Source organism: Acinetobacter sp. CAU_H_29a_1, assembly GCF_058599505.1.
In genome coordinates, this window is sequence record NZ_CM178655.1 from 281779 (window position 1) to 299291 (window position 17513).

Sequence of the window (17513 nt, forward strand, 5' to 3'; positions counted from 1 at the left end):
TTTTTGTCTCATGAAAAGTTGGATTGTATAAGATGTTGGACAACATCATGCTTTGGTTGATGGAAAATGTGCTAATTTTGAGTCAAAAATAAGACTGAGGATGGCTTATGAAAGACCGCTTTTCATCGGGAAGTCAGCTTTATCAACTCGCACGTCCGAGTTATCCAGCGAGTTTGATTCAAGAAATACTCAAGCATGTAGTAACTCCTCAATTTGCGTGGGACTGTGGTGCAGGATCGGGGCAATTAACTCAATTGTTGGCGCCGCATTTTGATGCCGTGGTGGCGACAGATATCAGTGTGCATCAGTTACAACATGCACCTTATTTTGAAAATGTTAGTTATCAAGTTCAGTCTGCAGAGCACACCAGTTTTGCCGAGCAGAGTTTTGATTTAATCACGGTGGCTCAAGCCATTCATTGGTTTGATTTTGATGGTTTTTATGCAGAAGTGCGGCGGACTTTGCGACCTGACGGCATTTTGGCGGTCATTGGCTATGGTTTAATTCAGCTGCAGCAACCTGAGTTACAGGGCTGTATTGAACGACTTTATTTTAAGACTTTGAAAGGCTATTGGGATGCCGAACGTCGTTATATCGACGAGGCCTATCAAACCATTCCTTTTCCCTTTGAGGAAATAGCGACGCCTGAATTGTCGATGTCGTTTCAATGGTCTGCTGCTCAATTGTTGGATTATTTAAATACATGGTCTGCACTGAAACATTATCGAGCGAAAAATTCAGATGACCCCTTATATAAGTTCAAAGCATTCTTTGCCGTTGATGATTATGCGAACCAAGTCTTTGCGCTTAAATTTCCAATTTTTTTAAGATTGGGCCGTCTACCTGTATCGGCGCATTGAGTGTCTAAGCTTAATCGGCAATCAGACGTTTACCGAAGCACACGACTTCGATTTCCTCATAACCCAGTTGCTCATAGAAGCTTTGCACGTCGATGTTTTCTTTACGTACAAGCAGTTGTAGTTTGGGACAGCCTAACGCAATCAGGCGCTTCTCTAGTTGCTGTATAAGTGCGGTTGCGACCCCATTGCGTTGAAAGTGCGGATGTACTGCCAAATAATTAATCCAGCCGCGATGGCCATCATAACCACCCATCAATGTGGCGATGAGTTGTTCATCTTTAACCGCTAATAAAAATAAACCATCTTTTTGTGCGGTTTTTCTAAAAATATCAATTTCAGGGTTGTTCCAAGGGCGAGTGAGGTCGCATACCTCCCAAAGTGCAATGACGTCTTCTAAATCTGTTTCGAGATAGGGGCGAATAATGAACATGAGCTTGGCATTTTTATTTTTTGGATGCCTTTAGATTAATTGAGTTTTTTTATTTTGATAAGTGTTTTATTACACTTTTCATCAGACATAAAAAAACGCCCAAGAGGGCGCTTTTCTTAAACTTTAAATTAAGCAGATTTTGCTTCTGCTTGAACAGGAAGCATGTGGCCTGTTTCTTCAAAGTTAGAATGCCAAGACAACGCTTCACGAAGAAGGTGAGGTGTATGACCACCTTTTGCACATGAACGATCAAAGTAGTCATTTAATGCATCACGGTACAGTGGGTGTGCACAGTTGTCGATAATCGCACGAGCACGCTCACGTGGTGCTAAACCACGCAGGTCAGCCAAACCTTGTTCTGTTACCAGGATGTCAACATCATGTTCTGCGTGATCGATATGCGACGCAAACGGTACGATTGAAGAGATGTCGCCACCTTTTGCAATTGATTTGGTCACGAAGATTGCCAAGTGTGCATTACGTGCGAAGTCACCTGAACCACCGATACCGTTCATCATTTTCGTACCGCAAACGTGAGTTGAGTTCACGTTACCGTAAATGTCAAATTCAAGTGCAGTGTTGATGCCGATAATACCTAAACGACGAACCAATTCAGGGTGGTTCGAAATTTCTTGCGGACGTAAAACCAATTTATCTTTGTACGCTTCAAGGTTATTAAATACTTTCTCGCCGTATTTTGCAGAAAGGGTAATTGATGAACCTGAAGCAAACTTCATTTTACCTGCATCAATCAATTCGAAAGTACAGTCTTGCAACACTTCTGAGTACATGACGAGGTCTTCGAAGTTCGAATCTTTAAGGCCTGTAAGTACAGCATTGGCAATTGAGCCAATCCCTGCTTGTAATGGGCCTAAGTTTTTCGGTAGACGCTCTTCAGCTACTTCTTTTTCAAAGAATGCGATTAAGTGATCTGCAATGCCTTGAGTTTCATCATCTGGCGCAGTTACAGTCGATGGAGAATCGTGTAAGTCGTTGTTGATGACGATACCCACGATTTTTGCAGGGTCGATATTGATCGCGTGCGTACCAATACGCTCATCCACTTGAGTCAATGGAATCGGTTGACGTGTTGGACGGTAAGTTGGGATGTAAATATCGTGTAAGCCTTCAAATGCAGGGCTTAAGTTGGTGTTGATTTCAACAATCACTTTTTCTGCAAAAATTGCGAAGCTTGCAGAGTTGCCCACAGATGTTGTTGGAATGATGCCGCCATCTTCAGTAATCGCAACCGCTTCAATGATAGCTACATCTGGCTTTTTCAACTGAAGGTTACGCATTTGCTCAACAGTTTCAGACAAGTGTTGGTCAATGAACATCACTTCGCCATTGTTGATAGCTTTACGTAAAGTGTTGTCCACTTGGAACGGTAAACGACGTGCCAATACACCCGCTTCAGTCAATTGCTTGTCTAGGTCATTACCTAAAGAAGCACCAGTAATTAATGTGATTTTTAAAGGATTTGTGTGTGCACGTTTAACCAATGCCAAAGGTACAGCTTTCGCTTCGCCAGCACGAGTGAAGCCACTCATACCTACAGTCATGCCATCTTCAATAAAAGCAGACGCTTCTTCTGCACTGATGACTTTATCGTGAAGTGAAGCTAAACGGATACGATCTAAAGACATGGTTTACTCTCGTTAATATTCTGGATCTGGCACTGATTGTACCGATCAAGAACGACATTGTGCATACCTGTTAGGCTAAGGTCTAATTTTTTGAAAAAATGTGGGTATAAGGGATTCTGATGATTTGTAAGTGGTTGAAATATATTTGGTAAAATTAAATTGTTGAATAGTTGAACAAAATCGTTTGATCAACTATTGTACAAAGTTTAAAAATGCTCAACCAAGGTTTGCTTTAATTTTTCGAGTGGGTTGTTGCTGGAAATTTCAGCATCTTGATTGTGATGAAGAGGCAGCGAAATAATTGCTTCAAGTCCGCCTTGTTCCCGATTATGAATGCTGAGTTGACCTTGGTGAATGTCGACAATTCGTTTCACAATGGCGAGACCTAAACCACTGCCTTGAACTGTTCTGGCTTCATTGCCACGCACAAAAGGTTGCATGAGCTCTTCAATTTGATCGTCAGGAATGCCTTCACCATGGTCTGCTACGCTAATTAAAATATGTTCATTTTCCACTGTTGCGGAAAGTTCAATCGGCTCAGCACCGTAGCGTTTTGAATTATTAATCAAGTTACCAATCAGGCGTTTAAGAGATAGACTACGTGCCTGAATAATCGGTAATTCAGCAGGTTCAAAACGAATATCCAGCGGTTTGAATTGCACCACCAATTCTTGTAACAGCATATTTAAATCGGTGTCTTGAATTTCCTCATCTGAGCCGTCACGCATATAGGAAATGAACTGATTTAAGATCGCGTCCATATCTTCAACGTCATAAATCAGCCCTTCTTTTAAAAAATCATCATCGGGCATCATTTCTGCACTGAGTCGAATACGGGTCAGTGGGGTGCGTAAGTCATGTGAAATCCCCGCCAGCATAATCCGGCGGTCACGTTCAGTCTGATCAAGGGTATAGATCATGTGATTAAACGCTTGGTTGACCTCGCGAATTTCTTGAGGGCCGTGATTGGTCTCTAAATACGGTGCTGTGCCTGTTTTACTATAACTGTTGGCAGCATTTTGCAGACGACGCAGCGGGCGATTGAGCTGACGAACCAAGGTTAAAATAATGGCTGCTGCAATAAGGGGTACGCCAAGCAGCCAACCGAAAATTAACTCAGGGCTGTAGTTGGCATAGGTTTTCAGTGGTTCCCGTACCCAGTTGCCGTTCATTTCAGGCGTTTGAATCCAAATGCGCGGGCTAGGTTTAAATTGGAAATATACTGTGGCATGTTCGACTTTTAATTCTTTGGCCAGCTTAGCTTCAATTTGATTGGTAAAGAACTCGGCAATCACCTTATCTTTAACATTGGGATATTCTTTGGGATCGGTGACGTATTCAATCCCGACGCGGCTTCTTAGCCAGTCATCGACATCGACTTCAGTATTTTGATGATAAATCCGTAAATCGGGGTTGTTGAGAATTTCTATTTCAACAGCAAGATAACGAGCATGTTGTTGAATTTCTGGAAGATATAAGGTGCGCCAAAAGAACCACAAAGACATAAATAAACTGAAAAATACAATGAAGAGTACCAGTACGGTGGTGCGCATGGCAGCAGAACGCGGCTTGATTTTATCTAAAAAGCGTTCCCAACGCGTGCGTTTACGTTCTGAATACGCTTCGTAATCTGTAAATTTTTGAGGGTCGATGGGTTCGAGTTTCACGTGATTTCCTGTTTCTATGTAAGAGACATAGTTCAATGGTGACAGGTATGCGATACGCGAAAAGTCATCTGCAATTGTTCGAGGCAGGAGGTCTGGGTGTTATAAAGTTTCTGCGAGCATGATGTTGAAATGCAGAAATATGCCGAGTTTTGCAGATGACAATGGTTTTGCTTACTTTTGTCGAAACAAAAGTAAGGCGAACCGCAGGTTAATCGATAAAGTTGAGCTTAATTTTAGGACTCCGTCGTGCTGATTATTGCTACTCAGCTTAAAAAGACCGAAGCCGTATTTTTTAGTTTTGAATTATTCCGCGCCATCTGGAACGAACACATAACCCACACCCCAAACCGTTTGGATATAACGTGCACGAGCAGGGTTTTCTTCCACAAGACGACGTAGGCGCGATACCTGAACATCAATCGAACGTTCCATTGCACCCCATTCACGGCCACGCGCAAGGTTCATCAATTTGTCGCGAGTCAAAGGCTCACGTGGATGTTGTACCAAGGCTTTCAGTACCGCAAACTCACCTGTAGTTAGGGTTACGACTTGACCTTCACGCGTTAGGGTACGTGTTGATAAATCAAGTGACCATGGCCCAAAGCTGACCACTTCCATTTGTTGGCTTGGTGCGCCTGGAACTTCACGCACTTGGCGGCGCAGTACAGCGCGAATACGTGCTAACAACTCATTTGGATTAAATGGTTTCGGTAAGTAATCATCTGCACCCGCTTCTAGACCTGCAATACGGTCTGAATCACTGCCACGAGCGGTAAGCATAATAATAGGCGTATCAATATTGGATTGGCGTAGACGACGACAGATACTTAAACCATCTTCAACAGGGAGCATGAAGTCGAGCACAATCAGTGAAAACAGTTCGCGCTGTAAGAGACGATCCATTTGAGTTGCGTCATGCGCTGTTTTCACCACAAAGCCTTTATCTTCTAAAAAGCGTTGAAGTAGCGTACGTAAACGCACATCGTCATCTACCACTAAAATGCGTTCAACGCGATCTGCATCGCTATGTACAGCATCTGTTTTTTCAGCAGGTACAACTAAACTCATTGAAGTGCTCCTTTATTCTTTATTGTCATCGTAAACAAAAGTCGGGATAGTCTTGAGTATACGACTCATTTGTATGTCTTTACTATGCTCTAAAGCAACAAATATTGCAGGTAAAATCAAGACATAGATACTAAATGTATACATCTTAGCCCATAGAAAAAAATGGCAAAGAATACCTAAAAATAAGATTTAACACTGAAAATGAGATGGATTTATGAAATTTGCCTGAAATATGTCACATTTAAGCCATTAAATTAATAAAAACAGTTGTGGATTTTATAGTCTTGGTCTTTATAATCATGGCTTTTAGTACATATCCTTGTGGGATCACATACGATGACTGACTTAGTTCAGCAGTTGGCAAAAGAAATTGCCGTACGTCCAAATCAAATCGAGGCTGCCATCAAGTTGATTGATGAAGGTGCTAGCGTTCCATTTATTGCGCGTTACCGTAAAGAAGTCACGCAAGGCTTAGATGATGCGCAGTTACGTCAGCTCGATACACGTTTGGCTTATTTACGTGACTTATTTGAACGTCGCGACAAGGTAATCGAATCATTAAAAGAACAAGACAAATTGTCTGATGATTTATTGGCACGTGTAAATGCTGCTGAAACTAAAAATGCCTTAGAAGAAATTTACGCACCGTACCGTCCAAAACGGACCAGTAAATCATTTAAAGCCAAAGAAGCAGGCTTAGGCCCGATTGCAGAGAAAATCTTTGCAGAAGCGGTTGATCCAGCTGATGCATTGGCAGGCTTTAGCCATGAAGACTATCCAGATCTAGAAAGTCAGTTGGATGCGATTCAACATATTTTAATTGATGACTGGGCGCAGAATATTGCACTGACCACTGAACTTAAGGCCACGTTTGCAAAAACAGCCACTTTAAAAAGTTTAGTGGCAAGTGATGAGAAAAAAGAAGTTGGCAAAAAATTTCGCGATTACTTCGACTTTTCTGAAAATTTAAATAAAGTCCCGTCACACCGTTTATTGGCTATGTTACGTGGCCGTCAAGAAAACGTTTTAGGTTTAAAAGTTGATGGCGAAGATGATGCACCAGTGGCGCGTATTGAAAATGAATACAGCCTTGAAACTGCACAGCCGCAAGCACGTCAAGACTATTTAAAACAAACAGCTAAATTGTTCTGGTTAGGTAAGGTTCGTCCAAGTATCGAACATTCGTTGCTCACCGAAAAACGTCTTGCAGCTGAATCTGAAGCAATGGATGTTTTTGCTGAAAACTTACGTCATTTGCTGTTGTCTGCACCCGCGGGCGCACGTACAACGTTGGGTGTAGATCCTGGCATCCGTACAGGGGTGAAATTGGCTGTGGTGAATGCATCAGGTGATGTACTTGCACATAGCACGATTTATCCATTTGCACCCAAAGATGATAAAGCGGGTTCAATAGCAGAACTTGCCCGTTTATGTCGCGAGTTCAATGTTGACCTGATTGCCATTGGCAATGGTACAGCAAGCCGTGAAACAGAAAGCGTTGTGGCTGAAATGATGGCTGCAAATAGCGATCTTAAATTGACGCGTGTTTCTGTATCAGAAGCCGGTGCATCGGTTTATTCAGCATCTGAATTGGCTTCTGCGGAGTTACCAGAGCTAGATGTGTCGATTCGTGGTGCAGTGTCGATTGCACGTCGTTTACAAGACCCATTGGCTGAACTGGTGAAAATCGATCCAAAATCGATTGGTGTAGGTCAGTACCAACATGATGTGAACCAAACTGGTTTAGCTAAAACCCTTGAAGCAGTCGTTGAAGACTGTGTGAACTCGGTAGGTGTGGATGTTAATACTGCATCATCTGCTATCTTGGGTTATATCGCAGGTTTGAATAAGTCGATTGCGCAGCAAATTGTTGATTTCCGTAAAGAAAATGGCCGTTTTGACAACCGCCAAGATTTGAAGAAAGTGCCACGTTTAGGCGAGCGTACTTTTGAACAAGCGGCAGGTTTCTTACGTATTCAAGATGGTTCAGAGCCACTGGATGCTTCTGCTGTTCACCCAGAGTCTTATGCGCTGGTGGGTAAAATTGTTGAAGCGAAAGCGACGACAGTGAAGGATATCATTGGTAACTCTGAAATCATTCGCCAAGTGAATGCTGAAGAATTTGCAGATGAGAAATTTGGTTTACCAACTATTCAAGATGTACTGTCTGAACTGGAAAAACCAGGTCGTGACCCGCGTCCAGAGTTCCGTACAGCAAAATTCCGTGAAGATATTACCGAAGTTGCGCAACTGACTGAAGGCATGCAGCTTGAAGGTGTCGTGACCAATGTGACGAACTTCGGTGCTTTTGTGGATGTGGGTGTACACCAAGACGGTTTAGTTCATATTTCAGAATTGGCCAATGAATTCGTTGCAGATCCGCATAAAGTGGTGAAGCCGGGGCAAATTGTGCAAGTACGTGTGCTCACAGTAGATGCTGAGCGTAATCGTGTGAATTTGTCGATGCGTCCGGAAGGTGCTGAAGCGGCTAAAGCTCCGCGTCAACCACGTCGTGAAAATACAGAGCGTAGTGAACGTAAACCACAAGGTAAACGTCCACAACAAACACGTCCTCAAGGCGAGCGTGCTCAAACAAATAAGAAGCCGCAAACGGCTAAACCTCAAGAAAATAAAATTGGTGGTTTAGGTGCATTGTTACTTCAAGCAGGGATTAAAGGTTCGAAATAATCTTTAAGATTTGAATAAAAAAACCTCCCAAGTGGGAGGTTTTTTTTATGGTTACTTTTATCCGGTGATGATTGGCACGATCCAACTGGTGATAATCAGCATAATGCCAAAGTGCCCAAGCTTTCGGCAAACTTTGACAAAAGTTGGAGCGGGTTGTTCCAGTCGAGTGGCATAATCTTTGAGGCTTATGGCTTGGGTGCTGCGGCTATGCCACAGGAAAACAGCAAGATCGATACAGATTAGAATCGTCCCGACATTGGCCACGATATCCATCATCACATAATCTTGTAAATACAGGCTACTGCCTACTCGGTAGCAGAGATAAATCGCAAAAGCGATACACACATATTGCAGTACGAAAGTAAAAGCGCGCATAAATTCACAAGATAAAAAAAGACGGCTGTTTATAACACAAAAAGTAGAAGGGTTACGTCGTCTTTATCTTTTGTCCACAAAAAAAGGTATGAGTCTTAACTGATTAGGCTTTGTGCAATCAGGCTGGAAAAAATGGAGACTAAACCTATTTTTGAAAAAATATTGCTATACATGCTTGAGGGTTGTGAGGTTGGCTTGTTTTTTGTTTCTAGCGAGTGTATTTCACTCGTTGGTAGGGTAGGCTGTTGCGATACGTGTTGGCTCTTAAAGCCAAATTCGAGCAAGATCATCAGCAAACCGCCATGAATCAGCACTTGCCATATTGAAATATGAGAAAGAGTAAGTTCTGTATACAGATTAAAAGCAGTGATTGCAGCAAAGATGAAGCAAAAAAGCTTGAATAAATAAAGTGCCTGCATTTCTTTTCCCCTTTTATTGTTGCTCTTATGGTGGACTTTTTTTCTTAAGCGAATATTAAGGGCTATAAAAGAGTGGTGAAAAATTGAGTTACCCAACCTTTAATCAAAGGTTGGGTAAATTGTAAGAAAACTTACCAGTGTTCACCTGGGAACAAGCGTGCATATGCTTTTTGTACCCAGTTGAGTTTTTGCTGTTCGCCTACAGACGCGGTAGAACTTGGAAATAAGTTATAACCAATCGACATGAGCTTATTGTTGATGTCTGGTGCAATTGAATAAGTAATCGATGCCAAACGACCTAAGTTGGTTGCGACTTTCTTCGGGCGTTTCACAATCGCATAAGCAACTAGATCTGCTGCTTGTTCAGGCGAAAGAGTCGGGACGTATTTATAAATTTTCGTCGGCGCAATCATTGGCGTACGTACCAAAGGCATATACACCGAAGTAATCGCAATTTTATGTGAATGCACTTCAGCAGAAAGACAGCGACTGAATGCATCTAATGCGGCTTTAGACGCCACATAAGCCGAGAAACGAGTGGCATTTGCCAATACACCAATCGAGCTAATGTTAATAATATGCCCATCACGACGAATCATCATTTGTGGCAGGATGTTCATGACTAAACGTACAGCACCAAAGTAGTTGAGCTGCATGGTGCGTTCAAAGTCGTGGAAGCGTTCTGCTGACTCATGTACAGCACGGCGGATCGAACGACCTGCGTTATTAATTAAAATATCAATATGATCGACTGAAGCTAAAATTTGCTTAGAGACTTCATCAATCGAGTCTAAATCATTTAGGTCACATGGAAAAACAGAGGCTGAACCCCCTTTGGCTTCGATTTCTGCTTTAACTTCTTCTAGTGTTTCTTTGGTGCGCGAAACTAAAAGGACGTGTGCTCCTGCATCAGCCAGTTTGTGTGCAACGGTTAAACCAATACCACTTGAAGCGCCTGTAATTAAGACGGTTTTTCCATTTACGCGTTCTTTAAAAAGTCTATCCATTCTTGAATTCACGTTATCATTCCTGATCTAAGTCAAATATTTGAGGGTTATGGCTATTTTTATATTCGATTATTAAGGCTACATTTTCTGAGAAATGTAGCGGCTTTCCTTCACGGTATAATACCTAAACTGCTTAAAAATATCACTGCATAAGTTATTGAAATAATAAATAAAATTAGAGTAAAAGCTCTATTTTATTGGTTCTAATTACTTGTTTTTACCACGAATTCAAGTGAAGTGAAAGGGCTATAAATATAAAAGACAAGCGTATAAAAAACCTCAATCATGTGATTGAGGTTTTAAGTTTAGCAGTCTGTATTTTAGACTTGAGCCAAGGTCTGCTCTAAATCTGCAATCAAATCATCAATATGTTCAATACCTACAGATAAACGCACCATATCAAGACTTACTCCAGCAGACTTTAATTCTGCTTCATTCAGTTGGCGATGTGTGGTGGTGGCGGGGTGGCAGGCCAGACTTTTGGCATCGCCAATATTGACCAAGCGAGTGAAGAGTTGCAGAGCATCAATAAAGCGGGTGCCACCTTCACGGCCATCTTGTACCCCAAAGGATAAAATTGCCGAAGGTTTTCCTTTGACATATTTTTGCGCCAAGCCATGCTGAGGGTGATCTTTCAGGCCAGCATAGTTGACCCATTTCACTTTGGGGTGGGCTTGTAAATATTCTGCGACTTTCTGCGCATTTTCAGTATGACGTTCCATACGCAGGTTTAGCGTTTCTAAGCCTTGTAGAATCAAGAACACGCTTAAAGGGCTAATCGCAGCGCCAGTATTACGTAGTGGTACCACGCGGGCACGCGCGATATAAGCTGCTTCGCCTAAAGCTTCGACATAGTTCACGCCGTGATAACTTGGGTCTGGCGTATTCAGCACTTTAAAGCGCTCAGGATGCTTGCCCCAAGGAAATTTACCGCTGTCGACAATCGCACCGCCAATCGAGTTACCATGCCCACCAATATATTTGGTCAAGGAATGCACCACAATATCTGCCCCATATTCAAAGGGTTTCAGCAGTGCAGGCGTTGCAACCGTGTTATCGACCACCACAGGCACGCCATATTCATGCGCGATTTTGGCGATCGCTTCTAGGTCAATGATGTTGCCGAGTGGATTGCCAATCGATTCAACAAAGACCAACTTGGTTTTTTCATCAATTAAACCGCGTAGGGCTTCTGGGTCTTGATAATCAAAGAAACGGACTTCAATGCCTTGTTTCGGTAGAGTATGGGCAAACAGGTTATAGGTGCCACCGTATAAGGTCGAAACAGAAGCAATGTTGTCGCCTGCTTCGGTAATGGTTTGAATGGCATAAGTAATGGCTGCCATGCCAGAGGCTAAGGCTAACGCACCAATGCCTCCTTCGAGTGCAGCCAAACGTTGTTCTAGCACCGCAGTGGTCGGGTTCATAATTCGGGTATAAATATTGCCTTGGACTTTAAGGTCAAATAAATCCGCACCATGTTGCGTATTATCAAAGGCATAAGACGTGGTTTGATAAATCGGTACGGCCACTGCTTTGGTGGTGGCTTCGGGGCTATAACCAGCATGGATAGCCAAAGTTTCATCTTTATAGGTCATGGGACTTCATCTGCGTGAGTTAAATATTGCACAGTCTACCATCAATGAATATGAGTGAAAGTGTGAAAATAATGAATATTTATCTAAAAAATTCATAAAGATGAGCTGCGATCAGCTACTTGGCTGCGGAAAAGTGAGATAAAGAGGGTGTTTAAAAAACAACCGCACTGAAAGTTGTAACATTGCATTGAAGATCGGTTTCATGCCTTATTTTTTCAACGTATTCATCGTATAATGCCCGCAAATATTTTTTCGCTTCTTGCGATTTTTTGGTTTTTCTATTGAGGAGTCCTACGTGGCCCAATATATTTATACGATGAACCGAGTGTCTAAGATGGTTCCGCCTAAGCGCGAAATCTTAAAAGACATCTCTTTGTCATTTTTCCCGGGTGCAAAAATTGGTGTACTTGGTTTAAACGGTGCAGGTAAATCGACCTTGCTTCGTATTATGGCGGGCGTAGACAAAGATTTCTCTGGTGAAGCGCGTGCGCAACCGGGTATCAAAATTGGTTACCTAGAACAAGAACCGCCACTTGATCCAAATAAAGATGTCCGTGGAAACGTAGAAGATGGTTTACGTGAACCATTGGATGCTTTGGCACGTTTGGACGAAGTGTTTGCTGAATATGCAGCAGAAGATGCAGACTTTGATGCATTGGCAAAAGAGCAAGAAAAACTTGAAGCGATTATCCATTCATGGGATGCGCATAACCTTAGCAACCAAATGGATCAAGCTGCAGCTGCCTTGAATCTACCAGCTTGGGATGCGGATGTAAGCTTGCTTTCAGGTGGTGAGCGTCGTCGTGTTGCATTGTGTCGTTTGCTTTTATCTAAGCCAGACATGTTACTTCTAGACGAACCAACGAACCACTTGGATGCAGAATCTGTGTCTTGGTTAGAGCGTTTCTTGAAAGACTTTGCTGGCACGATTGTGGCGATTACGCACGACCGTTATTTCTTGGATAACGTGGCGGAATGGATTCTTGAGCTTGACCGCGGTATGGGTATTCCATATCAAGGCAACTATTCTTCTTGGTTAGAGCAGAAGAATGCGCGTCTAGAGCAAGAGAACAAACAAGAAGAATCTTTTGCTAAAGCATTGAAGAAAGAACTTGAATGGGTTCGTTCAAATGCGAAAGGTCAGCAAAAGAAAAACAAAGCGCGTATGGAGCGTTTTGAAGAGCTTAACTCACGCGAATTCCAACAGCGTAACGAAACTTCTGAAATCTATATTCCACCTGGTCCACGTCTAGGAAATAAAGTCGTAGAAGTGGAAGGCATCAGTAAATCATTTGATGGTCGCGTGCTGTACGAAAACCTAAGCTTTACCGTACCGCCTACAGCAATTGTGGGTATCGTGGGTCCAAACGGTGCGGGTAAAACCACACTATTCCGTATGATGACGGGTGAACAACAGCCAGACACAGGTACGGTGACTTTGGGTGAGTCGGTTAAAGTGGCGTATGTGGGTCAGATTCGTGACACTTTGGATAACAACAAAACCGTTTGGGAAGAAGTTTCTGGCGGTTTAGATATCTTAAGAATTGGCGAATACGAAATTGCATCGCGTGCTTATATCGGTCGTTTTAACTTTAAAGGTCAAGACCAGCAGAAGCGTGTAGGTGAGTTGTCAGGTGGTGAGCGTAACCGTTTACAACTGGCGAAAATCCTGCAAATGGGCGCAAACGTAATCTTGCTGGATGAGCCATCGAACGACTTGGATATCGAAACCTTACGTGCACTTGAGGATGCAATTCTTGTATTCCCAGGTACGGTAATGGTGGTGTCGCACGACCGTTGGTTCCTTGACCGTATTGCAACGCACATCTTGTCGTTTGAGAACGAACAGCCTGAATTCTATGAAGGCAACTATGCTGAATATGAAGCCTATCGTTTAGCGCGTTTGGGTGATGCTGCAGTTCAAAAACGCACCAAATACAAGAAAATTGGCGGTTAATGCTTCCGTTAATTTAATTAAAAAAACCAGCCTTCGGGCTGGTTTTTTTATGCTTAGCAATTGCCTCTTAATGCGTTTTAGGGGCATTCACTTGTAAGCTGATAATGGTGTAATACTGATTTTTAGGTTTTGCTTTAGCATCGACTTTTTCGCTCACTTCAATCAGGTATTGCCCAGCTTGTGCAAAAGTGAGTGTGGCATGGCCTTGTGCGTCGACAGGTGTGCTTTTCGCTTGCTGCTCAAGCTCACCTTGAGCGCGAATCATGAGTTCTGCATGTGCGAGGGCTTTGCCTGCTTGAGTAATTTGCAGTTGTATAGGTTGTTGCACCGTGATTTCATTTGGATGGGTTTTGAAGTTGACTTGAATTGGGGCTGGCGTTACAGCAACAGGTGAGGTGCTGTCTTTGCTCACATAGCTTTGAATGCTCCATTCGCGAACCGTAGAGACCTTACTTGGAACTTTGCCTTTAAAGTCACTTGGAATGACATAGTCACGCTCGCTTAGGGCAGGGACTTTATCTGCAGCAACATCAGCAAAGATTTTCCATTGACGATTATGTTGTACATATTCAATTGGATATGATGTTTTGGCGAAAATGGTATAGGTGCCTTTTTCTGGTAGTTTAAGATCAAATGCAGTTGCAGATTCTAAGTGCTTTTGTGCTTGAATCGTCGTCTGTGTTTGGTTGGGTTGGAAAACGCTGAATGAAATATCTTTTAGGGCATATTCAGGATGAAAGGCTTGTTCCGCATAGGCGCTCAATACAGGGACTTGGGTATTTTCAGTGTGATACGCCAGTGGAGCGACGTAGGGTTCATGTGCTTGAGCCACTGAAAAGAACAAGAGTGTGCAGAGTAGAGCGTTTTTCATAGAGACTAGGCCTAAAAATATTTCGTAAGATGAGGTTTTTGATTATATCGAGAAAAACTAACAGGTGATAATAATTATTATTTATTCTTTGAGCAGATAAAAAGGGAGTACATAGACTCCCTTTTTGGATGCAGGTTCTAAGTTAAGGCTTAGATTTCCCACTCATGGTCGCATTCGCGGCATTTCCATTTTTTCTGAGACTGCATGAAGCCTTGCATTGAAATCTTAAAATCAGGAAGGTCGCGGTAAAATAAGAAGCCTGCAATTACACACACGATGAAAACCACAACCGTTGCAATTTGTAGTGTTGAGCCAGCGCCATCCCCAAATAGCCACATTGCGATGCTAATGAGCACCAAAAGTAATAATACAAAAATGGCTGGAACCAAAAAAACCAGACTTTTAGGCACAACAGGGCGCGTTGCTGGAACCCCTGCTTGAGCAACTGGCATAATTTTTGGGCTTTGACATTGAGGACAACGATATTGCATTACAACTCCAAAATTCGAATCTATGCCGTATTCTAATCGGATTGGAGCAGAAAGCCAAAAAAGCGTGGTAATGAAGTGCTGATAATTTTGAGGCAATAAAAAACCCAAGTCATAATGCTTGGGTTTTTTACCAGATGTTGCCATCTTAAATATGGCGTCCCTACGGGGATTCGAACCCCGGTTACCGCCGTGAAAGGGCGATGTCCTAGGCCTCTAGACGATAGGGACTTATTGAGGCATCACGTTGAGTGGTTAACACCGTCTCTCTGTGTGAGCGCTATATTAGGGATATAACGCCCATGCGTCAACTAAAAAATCAATTAAGCTTCATCAACTGCGTCATTTTTCGGCAATTTTAGGCTTTCATTGAGTTTTTCCCAAACTTTTGCTTCTTTTTTGCTTGGACCACCGACAATTTCAAGGGCATGACGTAAGCGCGCGAAGGTTAAGTCAGGGCCAATGGTGACCATGGTTTGCATCACTGGAGTCGAAGCGGTTGAACCGGCAATCGCAATAAAGAACGCTGGCATAAAGTCACGGAGCTTAATTTCCATTTGGTTGGCTAAGTCCATCAAGGTTTGACTTACGGTGTCATTGTTCCATGTGAACATGCTTTCCAAACGCCAAATCGCAAATTGCAGACTTTGACGAACTTGTTCTTCGCTCAGTTTCTTGCTTTCAAACTGTTCTTTGGTCAAGCTTGGGAACTGGTTAAAGTAATGCGCAGACCAGTTCACCGCTTCTGAAAGTAAGTTGATACGAGGTTGAATTGCTGCGGCGATGTCTTCGAGCATCTTACGATCTGCTTTCCATGCCAATAGGGTATCTAACAGTTCAGCAGGGCTTAAGCCTTTGATCCATTGACCATTGAGCCAATTCAGTTTTTCCACATCAAAAATTGGACCACCGAGGGATACACGTTGAATGTCAAAGTGTTCAATCATCTCGGCCAATGTGAATTTTTCGCGTTCATCTGGCATCGACCAGCCCATACGGCCTAAGTAATTCAACAAGGCTTCAGGCAAGACACCAATATTTTTGTAGTAGTTAATAGAGGTTGGGTTCTTACGTTTCGACAGTTTTGATTTGTCTGGGTTACGTAGTAATGGCATATGACCCAGTACAGGCATTTCCCAACCAAAGTATTGATACAGCAACTGATGTTTAGGTGCAGAAGGCAACCATTCTTCGCCACGGAAAACGTGGGTGATTTGCATCAAATGGTCATCGACCACATTGGCAAGGTGATATGTCGGTAAACCATCGGTTTTAAGCAAGACTTGCATGTCCACTTGTGCCCAAGGGATTTCTACTTCCCCGCGCAGTAAGTCATTGACTGTACAAATGCCTTCTTCGGGCACTTTCATACGAATCACGTGTGGCTCACCTGCAGCAAGGCGACTTTGAACTTCTTCAGCAGATAATTTTAAACCACGACCATCGTACTTTGGTGTTTCACCACGGGCCTGTTGTTCTGCACGCATTTGATCCAACTCTTCGCTCGTAGCAAAGCAGTAGAACGCATGACCTTTTTCAACCAAATCCAGTGCATATTGTTTATAAATATGCATGCGTTCAGACTGGCGATACGGTGCATATGGCCCGCCAATGTCCGGACCTTCAGACCAATTCAATCCTAACCAACGCAATGAATCTAAAATCATTTTTTCCGATTCAGGAGTCGAACGAAGTTGGTCGGTATCTTCGATACGCAGAATAAATTCACCACCATGTTGCTTGGCATAGCATAAGTTAAATAGCGCAATATATGCTGTGCCCACATGCGGGAAGCCAGTTGGAGAGGGTGCAATACGAGTACGAACAGTCATAGCCAATTATGATTCAGAATGTAAATTGAGGTCTATTATAACGAAAAAGCCCGACCACTTAATGCTTAATTCAACATTCAGTGATCAGGCTTTTGTGCGCAAATGTCATAACTTGAGAGAGGTTACGACACTGTGGCTTATTTTTAGTTTAGAGGAACAATGATTGCACAAAACGGCTAAAGCGCTGGTTTTGTGTAGCAAAGAAATTTTGTGTCGGTGCAACTTTGATTGAGGTCATGATTTTTAAATCATTATCCATCATCGTGGTTCGGTCACTGCCTTTTTGTTGGCTGAGCGCTTTTTCAATCAACGATGTTTTCTCAGTGGGCATCGTCGCTTTATCATTGCTTTGAATGGCTGCACTATGTCCCAGTTGGCTAAAACAAGCCAAGCCGATACTCAACGTAACGGTATGTAAAAATGTTGCTTTCATGTCCTTTTCCCCTCTCAACATGGTATTGGAACAGATTTTTATTAAAGTCATTGGTAATCTAGTTTCAATTTAACCGATTTCACAAATAAAAAAGTAGAACCGTGTCACACAATTTACAAAATTATAAACAAATTTGGGCTAAATTGACATTTAAACATCAAATATAAATCATTT

General features: G+C 42.6%; 15 protein-coding genes and 1 tRNA gene. 3 read left to right on the forward strand and 13 right to left on the reverse strand.

Features of this window, described 5'->3' with window-relative positions; all coding sequences use genetic code 11:
* Positions 1-107: 107 nt before the first annotated feature.
* Positions 108-860, forward strand: coding sequence for a class I SAM-dependent methyltransferase (locus tag AC4MDD_RS01330; RefSeq protein WP_491882208.1), 753 nt, complete (start codon positions 108-110; stop codon positions 858-860).
* A gap of 10 nt (positions 861-870) precedes the next feature.
* Here AC4MDD_RS01330 and AC4MDD_RS01335 read toward each other — a convergent pair whose 3' ends face one another.
* The 4 genes from AC4MDD_RS01335 to ompR all read right to left on the reverse strand — a co-directional run bounded on the left by AC4MDD_RS01335 (position 871) and on the right by ompR (position 5671).
* Positions 871-1290, reverse strand: coding sequence for a GNAT family acetyltransferase (locus AC4MDD_RS01335; RefSeq protein ID WP_004691549.1), 420 nt, complete (start codon positions 1288-1290; stop codon positions 871-873).
* Between the two features lie 128 nt (positions 1291-1418).
* On the reverse strand, positions 1419-2936 hold the full coding sequence (gene scpC / locus AC4MDD_RS01340; RefSeq protein ID WP_004978127.1) for a succinyl-CoA:acetate CoA-transferase ScpC: 1518 nt from the start codon (positions 2934-2936) through the stop codon (positions 1419-1421).
* A gap of 206 nt (positions 2937-3142) precedes the next feature.
* The gene (locus AC4MDD_RS01345; protein ID WP_491882209.1) at positions 3143-4603 is read right to left on the reverse strand and encodes an ATP-binding protein; all 1461 of its coding nucleotides are present in this window, start codon (positions 4601-4603) and stop codon (positions 3143-3145) included.
* Positions 4604-4906: 303 nt separating this feature from the next.
* On the reverse strand, positions 4907-5671 hold the full coding sequence (ompR, locus tag AC4MDD_RS01350) for an osmolarity response regulator transcription factor OmpR (RefSeq protein WP_004691545.1): 765 nt from the start codon (positions 5669-5671) through the stop codon (positions 4907-4909).
* A 336-nt stretch (positions 5672-6007) separates the two neighbouring features.
* On the opposite strand from ompR, the gene AC4MDD_RS01355 reads away from it, so the two are divergent.
* Positions 6008-8359, forward strand: coding sequence for a Tex family protein (locus AC4MDD_RS01355; protein ID WP_491882210.1), 2352 nt, complete (start codon positions 6008-6010; stop codon positions 8357-8359).
* A 57-nt stretch (positions 8360-8416) separates the two neighbouring features.
* On the opposite strand, the gene AC4MDD_RS01360 is transcribed toward AC4MDD_RS01355, so the two are convergent.
* The 4 genes from AC4MDD_RS01360 to AC4MDD_RS01375 all read right to left on the reverse strand — a co-directional run bounded on the left by AC4MDD_RS01360 (position 8417) and on the right by AC4MDD_RS01375 (position 11758).
* Positions 8417-8734: a hypothetical protein gene (locus AC4MDD_RS01360; RefSeq protein ID WP_491882211.1), complete on the reverse strand. Its 318-nt coding sequence runs from the start codon at positions 8732-8734 to the stop codon at positions 8417-8419.
* A 95-nt stretch (positions 8735-8829) separates the two neighbouring features.
* Positions 8830-9249, reverse strand: a complete 420-nt coding sequence (locus tag AC4MDD_RS01365) for a hypothetical protein (protein ID WP_491882212.1) — start codon at positions 9247-9249, stop codon at positions 8830-8832.
* A gap of 35 nt (positions 9250-9284) precedes the next feature.
* Entirely contained in the window at positions 9285-10160 is an 876-nt protein-coding gene (locus AC4MDD_RS01370) for an SDR family NAD(P)-dependent oxidoreductase (protein ID WP_238893368.1), read from the reverse strand.
* Between the two features lie 320 nt (positions 10161-10480).
* Entirely contained in the window at positions 10481-11758 is a 1278-nt protein-coding gene (locus AC4MDD_RS01375; RefSeq protein WP_491882213.1) for an O-acetylhomoserine aminocarboxypropyltransferase/cysteine synthase family protein, read from the reverse strand.
* 295 nt (positions 11759-12053) lie between these two features.
* Between AC4MDD_RS01375 and ettA the strand changes: the two genes are divergently transcribed.
* Positions 12054-13715, forward strand: a complete 1662-nt coding sequence (gene ettA, locus AC4MDD_RS01380; RefSeq protein WP_491882214.1) for an energy-dependent translational throttle protein EttA — start codon at positions 12054-12056, stop codon at positions 13713-13715.
* A 67-nt stretch (positions 13716-13782) separates the two neighbouring features.
* Here the strand turns inward: ettA and AC4MDD_RS01385 are convergent, their stop codons facing one another.
* From AC4MDD_RS01385 to AC4MDD_RS01405, 5 genes are all read right to left on the reverse strand, one after another.
* Complete coding sequence (locus AC4MDD_RS01385) at positions 13783-14586, reverse strand: DUF4198 domain-containing protein (RefSeq protein WP_491882215.1); 804 nt, start codon at positions 14584-14586, stop codon at positions 13783-13785.
* Between the two features lie 149 nt (positions 14587-14735).
* Positions 14736-15077: a hypothetical protein gene (locus AC4MDD_RS01390; RefSeq protein ID WP_005401372.1), complete on the reverse strand. Its 342-nt coding sequence runs from the start codon at positions 15075-15077 to the stop codon at positions 14736-14738.
* A gap of 152 nt (positions 15078-15229) precedes the next feature.
* Positions 15230-15305: transfer RNA gene (locus tag AC4MDD_RS01395), tRNA-Glu, on the reverse strand.
* A 92-nt stretch (positions 15306-15397) separates the two neighbouring features.
* A complete protein-coding gene (gltX, locus tag AC4MDD_RS01400; RefSeq protein WP_005401371.1) occupies positions 15398-16906 on the reverse strand; it encodes a glutamate--tRNA ligase in 1509 nt (502 codons plus the stop codon).
* 148 nt (positions 16907-17054) lie between these two features.
* Positions 17055-17339 carry a hypothetical protein gene (locus AC4MDD_RS01405; protein ID WP_039890577.1) on the reverse strand — a complete coding sequence of 95 codons (285 nt, stop codon included), beginning with the start codon at positions 17337-17339 and terminating at the stop codon, positions 17055-17057.
* Between the last annotated feature and the right edge of the window lie 174 nt (positions 17340-17513).

Bases quoted from the DNA above. Each gene is read 5' to 3' on its own strand.
- AC4MDD_RS01330 (WP_491882208.1), top strand. From the start codon at position 108: ATGAAAGACCGCTTTTCATCGGGAAGTCAGCTTTATCAACTCGCACGT.
- AC4MDD_RS01335 (WP_004691549.1), bottom strand. From the start codon at position 1,290: ATGTTCATTATTCGCCCCTATCTCGAAACAGATTTAGAAGACGTCATT.
- scpC (WP_004978127.1), bottom strand. From the start codon at position 2,936: ATGTCTTTAGATCGTATCCGTTTAGCTTCACTTCACGATAAAGTCATC.
- ompR (WP_004691545.1), bottom strand. From the start codon at position 5,671: ATGAGTTTAGTTGTACCTGCTGAAAAAACAGATGCTGTACATAGCGAT.
- AC4MDD_RS01355 (WP_491882210.1), top strand. From the start codon at position 6,008: ATGACTGACTTAGTTCAGCAGTTGGCAAAAGAAATTGCCGTACGTCCA.
- AC4MDD_RS01360 (WP_491882211.1), bottom strand. From the start codon at position 8,734: ATGCGCGCTTTTACTTTCGTACTGCAATATGTGTGTATCGCTTTTGCG.
- AC4MDD_RS01370 (WP_238893368.1), bottom strand. From the start codon at position 10,160: ATGGATAGACTTTTTAAAGAACGCGTAAATGGAAAAACCGTCTTAATT.
- AC4MDD_RS01375 (WP_491882213.1), bottom strand. From the start codon at position 11,758: ATGACCTATAAAGATGAAACTTTGGCTATCCATGCTGGTTATAGCCCC.
- AC4MDD_RS01385 (WP_491882215.1), bottom strand. From the start codon at position 14,586: ATGAAAAACGCTCTACTCTGCACACTCTTGTTCTTTTCAGTGGCTCAA.
- AC4MDD_RS01390 (WP_005401372.1), bottom strand. From the start codon at position 15,077: ATGCAATATCGTTGTCCTCAATGTCAAAGCCCAAAAATTATGCCAGTT.
- gltX (WP_005401371.1), bottom strand. From the start codon at position 16,906: ATGACTGTTCGTACTCGTATTGCACCCTCTCCAACTGGCTTCCCGCAT.
- AC4MDD_RS01405 (WP_039890577.1), bottom strand. From the start codon at position 17,339: ATGAAAGCAACATTTTTACATACCGTTACGTTGAGTATCGGCTTGGCT.